The sequence below is a fragment of the Okeania sp. genome, assembly GCF_983059655.1.
In genome coordinates this window covers 1-7,629 of record NZ_CEZPJD010000373.1, presented here as the reverse complement: position 1 = coordinate 7,629, position 7,629 = coordinate 1, and the positions used below count along the sequence as shown (strand labels likewise).

Sequence of the window (7,629 nt, the reverse complement as noted above, 5' to 3'; positions counted from 1 at the left end):
TATACTAACGGAAATGATATAATTTTAATGCTAATCGCTGATAGCTGAGTGCTAATTGCTAAAATATGAATTTGAGTTTCTGTATTATTGTTAAAAATGAGGAAAAAAACTTGCCTCGATGTTTGGCAAGTGTGAAAGATGTAGTAGATGAAATGGTGGTATTAGATACAGGTTCAACGGACCGAACGCCAGAAATAGCTAAAGAATTTGGTGCAAAAGTACATTATTTTGAATGGTGTAATGATTTTGCAGCAGCAAGAAATGAATCTTTGAAATACGTTACTGGTGACTGGGTTTTAGTATTAGATGCTGATGAATATCTCTCACCAAAAATAGCTCCACATATTCAGGAAGCAATAAAGAGCGATCGCTACATTTTAATTAATTTAATTAGGGAGGAAATAGGGGCACAACAATCTCCATATTCTTTGGTTTCTCGTCTTTTTAGAAATCATCCAGAAATAAAATTTTCTCGACCTTATCATGCCATAGTTGATGATAGTATTACTGAGATTTTGGCGAAAGAATCTCACTGGGAAATAGCTTCGTTGCCAGAAATAGCAGTTTTACATGAGGGTTATCAAAAGGGAGAAATTACATCTAAAAATAAACTGCAAAGAGCAAAAGCAGCGATGGAAAGTTATTTTAGTAATCATCCTAATGATGTTTATGTTTGTAGTAAGTTAGGTGCTTTGTATATAGAAATTGGTGAAAAACAGAAAGGAATGGAATTGCTATTTCGAGGTTTACAAGACCCCGAGGTAGATCAAACAATTTTGTATGAGCTGCATTATCACTTAGCTATTGCCTATCGACAAAAACAAGATAGAGAAATGGCAAAGAGTCATTATAAAATAGCAACAGAATTAAATGTTATGCCTAAATTAAAGTTGGGAGCATACAATAATTTGGGTAGTTTGTTGAAAGAAGAAGGAAATTTACAGGATGCAAAAATTAACTATGAAATTGCTTTACAGATAGACCCTAATTTTGCGGTTGGTCACTATAACCGAGGAATGGTATTGAAAGAAATGGGTTGGTTTACCGAGGCGATCGCTTCTTATCAAAAAGCAATTCAGCTTGATAGTAATTATGCAGAAGCTTATCAAAATTTGGGAGTTGTATTTTTGAAAGTTGGTCAAGTACCCGAAAGTTTAGAAGCGTTTAGGAAGGCTATTAGTTTACATGAAAAATATAATCCTACAGAAGCAAAAAGAATTACGCAAGGATTAGAGTCAATGGGTTTTATTTTGTAGGGAGTAGGAGTAGGGGAGTGGCTCACACGGATTATGGATGCACGGATAGGTAAGGGAGTAGATGGACGTTGTATGGAAGATCCGTACAGGGAGTAGGGGAGTAGCTCACACGGATTATGGCACGAATATACGGATACGGAAGGGAGTAGATAGGGATGTTGTATGCAAAGTCTTTACAGGGAATGAGGGAGAAGTAAAAATAAGAACAATTAATAATATGGCGTTTCTCAACTCACGGTTCGCTTATTTAGAAAGATTTGAGTCGAATAAATTAGACAAAACTATATCCTAGTAATAATTAGGGCTTGCTGATTAAATATTAAACCATTGACTAATATTGGTAAGTGCCTTTTTTGGTCGAAAAAAGTGTAAGCTTTTCGGTCTAGGGATCTCAAAAAGCTAGTATTTTGGAACGATTATGGCAGAGCAATCTTGGGACGATTCTTCTGACTACCTCTTCTATAATTCCCATTCCTCCTGTTTGCGGAGCATTCCGTAGGAAATTCACCGATTCTGTTTGCGTAGCATTCCGTAGGAAATTCTGACTCCTACCCCTACCAAAAAACTTTATTCAGCAAACCATAATTAGAGCGGTTATAGTCATCTGAGGCAGTGATTCACGGAGGAAAAATGTAGATAGATTCGGGGATTCTCATTAAACATCTCCAGAAAAAGGGAACAGGGAACAGGGAACAGGGAACAGAAATTGATAATTTATGGATAAGAATTGATTGTCTTTTTGATTTTTGGAGATGTCTATTAGAGATAAAATTTGTTGCTGAAGAAAATTAAGAGAACTGATTTCAGTTGACCCATCTTCATGAAAACAGAGAGTAATTCCATTGAAAACAGCCAAGAAATAAATTTTTTGGCGGATGACTACCTCCTAGATAACTAAATGCCTTCTTCCTCTCTTGGTGTGCATTCCCTCTCTTGGTGTGCATTCCCTCTCTTGGTCGGCGTTCCCTCTCTTGGTCGGCGTTCCCTCTCTTGGTCGGCGTTCCCTTGCGCCTGTCGGCGGCGCGGGTTCCGACCGCTTGCGTCTGACACCGACGCGGGGTCGCACCGCTTCTTCCCTCTTCCTTCTTCCTTCTTCCTCATAAACTTCTTCTCAATAAGTTCCCCAGCTTTAATAGATTTCCGCAGCCAATTTAATTCCAAATCTAATTTTTCTGTTTCAGTTAATTCCCAATTATTGTGCTGTCGTCGTAAACGATTTGTCAGATCGTATAAACACAAAGCAACACTCACTGAAATATTAAAACTTTCACTAAATCCTTGCATTGGAATTTTTACCGACACATCTGCATTGTTTTGAGCATATTCTGACAACCCATTAATTTCTGAACCAAACATTAATGCTACTTTTGTATTTACAGATAATTCTTCAATAGTTATTTGCTTTGTATGAGGGGTTGTTGCTGCTATGATATAACCCTCACTTCTTAACCTTTTTAAACATTCTTGAGTATTATTTATCCCTTGTTGATTATAACGATATAATGTTAGCCAGCGGTCTGAGCCAACACTAACACCTTGAGTAATTGTGAATATATTTTTATTCTCTATAATATGTACATCTTGTACCCCAAAACTGTCACAACTTCGGAGTACCGCACTAGCATTGTGGGGTTGATAAATATCTTCTAAAATAACAGTAATATGACGGGTTCTTTGTTGCAAAACAGATACAATTTTTTCCCAACGAGCATGGGTAACAAATTGACCTAAATAACTAATTAATTGTTGTTTTTCTTCTAGTTGCATTCAGCATTAATCTAATATTTATATTTACCGAAAAATTAAGGTATAGCAATTCCCACAGTTATGAAGTACAGTTATTTTTCTGAATACTCCTCTAATTTTCCACTTACCAAAGCTAAGAAATTGTGTACTTCACGAGTATGGGAAATGCTATATAAAGCTTCTCTAATTAATGAATAAAAAGCAGTCGAGGTATGGTGAGAAGACCTCGCCATGTCCAATTTACCAAGAGAATAAAAAAACTTTTGGTTAATCCTCCTTAAATTTATAAGAAGAGGTAATTAGGGTTTGCGCTCATAAAGTTTTTTTGGTAAGGGCAGGAGCCAGAATCCAGAAGCCGGGAGGAATGGAAATTATAGAAGAAGTAGTCAGAAGAATAGTACCTTGATTGTTCTGCCATAATCATCCCAAAATACTAGCTTTTTGAGCTTTAGCGACTGAAAAGTTTGCACTTTTTTCGACCTAAAAAGGCACTTACCAATATCAGTCAATTTAAATACTTAATCAGCAAGCCCTAATTATTAATTGTTGAAATAGAAACTGCTATTGTAAGCATTCAGCCATCAGCTATTCCTTTTAGTTTATGATAAAAGCTTTATTAATTATCTTACTAGAAAAGTTGGCTCCCTTGCCCTTAAATTCTATATTAATTTAAACAGTGTTCTTAAGGATAGAGTCTTGTTGCTGTTAACGCAGTTCCTCCGCAGGAGGCTAGCTGACCGCTGATAGCTCATCTGCTATTTTCATCAATCGTTTTTAACTTTGAGTTTCTCCTTGTGCTTTTTTTTAGTCAAAAAACGTTCTTGCATTACTACTTTTAAAGTAGGCTTGGGAATATATGGTTTCACAAGTTCTTCTACAGCCATTTTCCTAGTTTCATTATTATTAACATTAACTTGATAAACAATATTATTATCAACATCTAATCCTGTTAGCCAACCACTACGAGGATGATAGGCGCTCGTGTCAATATTCAGCCAGCCTGGCCCACTAACTAACTCTCCAGGCTCAACATTATTAAAAGTAAAAGTAATAGTATGACCTATAATCATTAACTTATTAGGAAAGTAAGGCTTTTCAATAGAATGAAATTCTTTGCGAATCCAACAATATTCATGATAGGTTTGCTTTTGAAGAGGTAATTGTGGATTTACCCCTGCATGAACTAACCAAATATCTCCTAAGTCTAGATACAGAGGCAGCGATCGAATCCACTCTACATCCTCATAAGGCATAATTCCTGTATCTCTATAACTTTCTACTGTTTCATTCCCTCCACTGTAAAACCAAGCTTCCCATGCTCCTTTTTTGCCCCCTTTGTCTGAGAGAGCTTGAATCATCATTTGTTCGTGATTTCCCAGGAGACACTGATAGGAGCTATTTCTGACCAATTCTATTACTTGAGAGCTTTTCGGGCCTCGGTCGATTAAGTCCCCTAAAAAGTACACATTTTCATCTTTTCCAGGGGCGATCGCCTCTAGCAAAATCATCAGACCATCATAATGCCCATGTACATCCCCAATTATAATACGTCTCTGTTTCATTTGTACTTCTAAAGATTTTCTATAATATCTAGTTTTCCTCTTTCTACTTAATTACCTTATAGCGCTGTGCGCAGGCAACAGGCAACAGGCAACAGGCAACAGGGGGAATAAATTGCCGATAACATAAGACTTTTAGCTATTGGGCAAATCCTGCAATTTGTAAATATACCAGCGCTCACTGCTATAAGTAAGGTGAAATAGACTTTTTTTTGTTAAATTTTAATGTCAGAAAATTTAATTCAAACATCTAATATATTATTTATTTTATCTGTATATATGATAGCATAGTTTCTGAAGTCAACCGACCCTAATTTTCCGATAAATCCAGATTGTAACTAATTTGAAACAAATTCTAGCTTCAATTAAAATTGGGGTCGGTTTAAGCTAAGACACATTTTAAATGCATCTTAGCAAGTCAGAAGTTAGAAGTCAGAATCCAGATGTAATAAAGGTTATTCTTTATAGTTAGACACAAAACAAATAAGTGGTTTAAATGCACAACAGCTTACTTTAGACGAAAAATACTTTTAGTAAGTTCATGTCTGGATAATCAGCGATAAAAAAAACCTTCTCCCTTCTGCCCTCCGCCTTCTGCCTTTCTTCCACCAAAGTGTAACTATTCAAGCAGACATGATATAAGTTCATGTCCCTGAAAATTTAATTACTTAAAGCACGCAGGAATTTTTGAACTTCAGCTAAAAATCCTTTCCGTTGTGGTTTAGCAGTAGTTTGCTGAGAAGAAGTAGAGCTATCTGTTTCAACTGTAGTAGTAGCTTGAGCTATAATGATATCCAGCGTATCTCCCATCGGTTTTTCAGGCCGCTCTGCAATCAATTTATACTGGCCATTTTCCTCAAGCCAAACTTGCCACGGAGAAGGATAACAACGATACAGTGCAGCCTCACCAAAAGACTTGATATAGTAACAAGATTCAATAGTTTTAAGAAATCTTTCCCGGAGTTGACGTGCTGCATAACCAATTCCTACTATAGATACATCCTCTAATCTTGGAATTAACATTACAACTGGGCGATCGCCTGCCAAATTACACAATTTTTCGGCCTGGGCCACTTCTACAGAAGAAAGGGCAATTAACAGAAAAAATTCGTCTTCCGGTGAAATTTTGCTGTCAACTGGAGACCTACTTGTACCAATATCTTCTACTTTGACCTTAAAAGACGCATCTTGCCAATCTCGTCTTGCCAATGCTGCGGCACCAGTATCAGGAAAAAAGACTTTTGGTTGAATGCCTTCTTCAAGTAAAGCAGGAATAAATTGTGCTGCTAGAGATTGAGCTTGAAGTTCAATTTCTGGAATAACTATTTCGATTTGGATTCTATTGTAACCATCCTGGAGAGCTGCTTTAGCAGCTTCTATGGCTTGAGCGAGAGCCTCATCTATGTCATTGGGTAGTTTATTCATCTATAAAGAGCTATATTTTTCAACTATACTGTAATTGATAGAAGATGTTCTACAATATTCAAGTACTTTTCATGATAAATAAAAGTTGAACAAAAGGAAAATATGAGACATCCATTTGACAATGATCTAGAGACTCTTGAATCTTTACAAAAAAGTCAAGTTGAACCTAACCCTAATACTCGTAATGAGCCATCTCAACTGATAGCAACAACTTTAGCCATCGGAGAAGAAGGTGGTGACATAACAACAGCTTTTGATGATTCAGAAAATGGTGACGAACCTATAGCAACAACTTTAGCTATCGGAGAAGAAGGTGGTGCTAGTGAACCGATAGGAACAACTTTAGCCATCGGAGAAGAAGGTGGTAATTTTCCTGTACCAACAACTTTAGCCATCGGAGAAGAAGGTGGTATCGATCCAATAGGAGTGCCACCCCGAGAACCCACAACTGAAGCAATAGGAGAAGAAGGTGGTGCTACTCCTATTAATGATATTTTTACTCAACCAAACTCTGAAGAAGGTTTCGCAACAACTTTAGCCATCGGAGAAGAAGGTGGTATGATTCCAATAGAAGTGCCACTGGTAGAACCGACAACTATAGCAGTAGGAGAAGAGGGTGGCGCTACTCCTATTAGTGATGAAACTATTACTCAACCAAGCTCCGAAGAAGGAATAGCAACAACTCTAGCACTAGGAGAAGAAGGTGGTGTCACTACTTTGGCAATAGGAGAAGAAGGCGGTTTTCCTCCTGCTATTAATGATGAAATTTTTACTCAAGTAGGTTTGGAAGAAGGAGCAGTAATGACTTTAGCGATAGGAGAAGAAGGTGGAGATTTTAATGAAGAGATTTATCGGCAATCTTATCCTGATGTTGATGTTGCTATCAATAGAGGTGAATTTAGTTCTGCTTTAGAACATTACATTCAGTTTGGACAATCTGAAATTCAACGCATTGGTTTTTTTACTGACAATGATAGTAATGATATTATTAATGCTTTCGGCAACAATACGAAAATTATTGGTGTTAGCGTTATTGGATATGACCTCGTCAACGATCTAATTATACCTAGTGATTCTGGAACGGGAGAAATTGATATATTAGTTGGTACTTCGGGAACAGAAGGAGTAGATACATTTATACTTGGTTCTTCCACAGAGTCGCCTTTTTATGTTGGCTTTGGTGATTCAGACTTTGCTGTAATTCAAAATTTTGATGGTCCTTTAGATCGAATTCAGTTATCAGGAAGTTTGAATGATTACAGTGCTGAAATCGTGAATAATTCAGTTAATATATCTACTATCTCAGGAGATTTAATTGCGATCATAGAAGATGTTTCATCTTTAGATAATTTAAACCTGAATTTTATTTAGTTAATAAATAGACATCTCCAGAAAAGAGGGAACAGGGAACAGGGAAGAATAATTGATAATTTATGGATAAGAATTGATTTTATTTTTGATTTTTGGAGATGTCTAATGGTAAAGCTATTGGTAGTAAGCTGTTTCATCTTAAATGTTGCAATAGATGTAAGTTGGGTTGAGGGACGTTAGCGCCAGCTTATCCGTAGGATAAACCCAAAAACAATTTTTCTCCCCTACTCCCCTACTCCCCTACTCCCCTACTCCCCTACTCCCCTACTCCC

5 protein-coding genes are annotated in these 7,629 nt (G+C 36.8%); 2 read left to right on the top strand and 3 right to left on the bottom strand.

Annotation, left to right across the window (positions count from 1 at the left end; genetic code table 11):
* Positions 1–65: 65 nt before the first annotated feature.
* A complete protein-coding gene (locus AC3DU7_RS19575; RefSeq protein WP_488040987.1) occupies positions 66–1,256 on the top strand; it encodes a glycosyltransferase family 2 protein in 1,191 nt (396 codons plus the stop codon).
* Between the two features lie 894 nt (positions 1,257–2,150).
* Here AC3DU7_RS19575 and AC3DU7_RS19570 read toward each other — a convergent pair.
* From AC3DU7_RS19570 to AC3DU7_RS19560, 3 genes are all read right to left on the bottom strand, one after another.
* The gene (locus tag AC3DU7_RS19570; protein ID WP_488040986.1) at positions 2,151–3,023 is read right to left on the bottom strand and encodes a TrmH family RNA methyltransferase; all 873 of its coding nucleotides are present in this window, start codon (positions 3,021–3,023) and stop codon (positions 2,151–2,153) included.
* Between the two features lie 743 nt (positions 3,024–3,766).
* Positions 3,767–4,564, bottom strand: a complete 798-nt coding sequence (locus tag AC3DU7_RS19565; protein WP_488040985.1) for a metallophosphoesterase family protein — start codon at positions 4,562–4,564, stop codon at positions 3,767–3,769.
* A gap of 657 nt (positions 4,565–5,221) precedes the next feature.
* On the bottom strand, positions 5,222–5,986 hold the full coding sequence (locus AC3DU7_RS19560; protein WP_488040984.1) for a DUF1995 family protein: 765 nt from the start codon (positions 5,984–5,986) through the stop codon (positions 5,222–5,224).
* A gap of 102 nt (positions 5,987–6,088) precedes the next feature.
* On the opposite strand from AC3DU7_RS19560, the gene AC3DU7_RS19555 reads away from it, so the two are divergent.
* On the top strand, positions 6,089–7,357 hold the full coding sequence (locus tag AC3DU7_RS19555; RefSeq protein ID WP_488040983.1) for a hypothetical protein: 1,269 nt from the start codon (positions 6,089–6,091) through the stop codon (positions 7,355–7,357).
* The last annotated feature ends 272 nt before the right edge of the window (positions 7,358–7,629 follow it).

Excerpts from the sequence above, each read along its gene's own strand:
- AC3DU7_RS19575 (WP_488040987.1), top strand. The coding sequence starts at position 66 with ATGAATTTGAGTTTCTGTATTATTGTTAAAAATGAGGAAAAAAACTTG.
- AC3DU7_RS19570 (WP_488040986.1), bottom strand. The coding sequence starts at position 3,023 with ATGCAACTAGAAGAAAAACAACAATTAATTAGTTATTTAGGTCAATTT.
- AC3DU7_RS19565 (WP_488040985.1), bottom strand. The coding sequence starts at position 4,564 with ATGAAACAGAGACGTATTATAATTGGGGATGTACATGGGCATTATGAT.
- AC3DU7_RS19560 (WP_488040984.1), bottom strand. The coding sequence starts at position 5,986 with ATGAATAAACTACCCAATGACATAGATGAGGCTCTCGCTCAAGCCATA.
- AC3DU7_RS19555 (WP_488040983.1), top strand. The coding sequence starts at position 6,089 with ATGAGACATCCATTTGACAATGATCTAGAGACTCTTGAATCTTTACAA.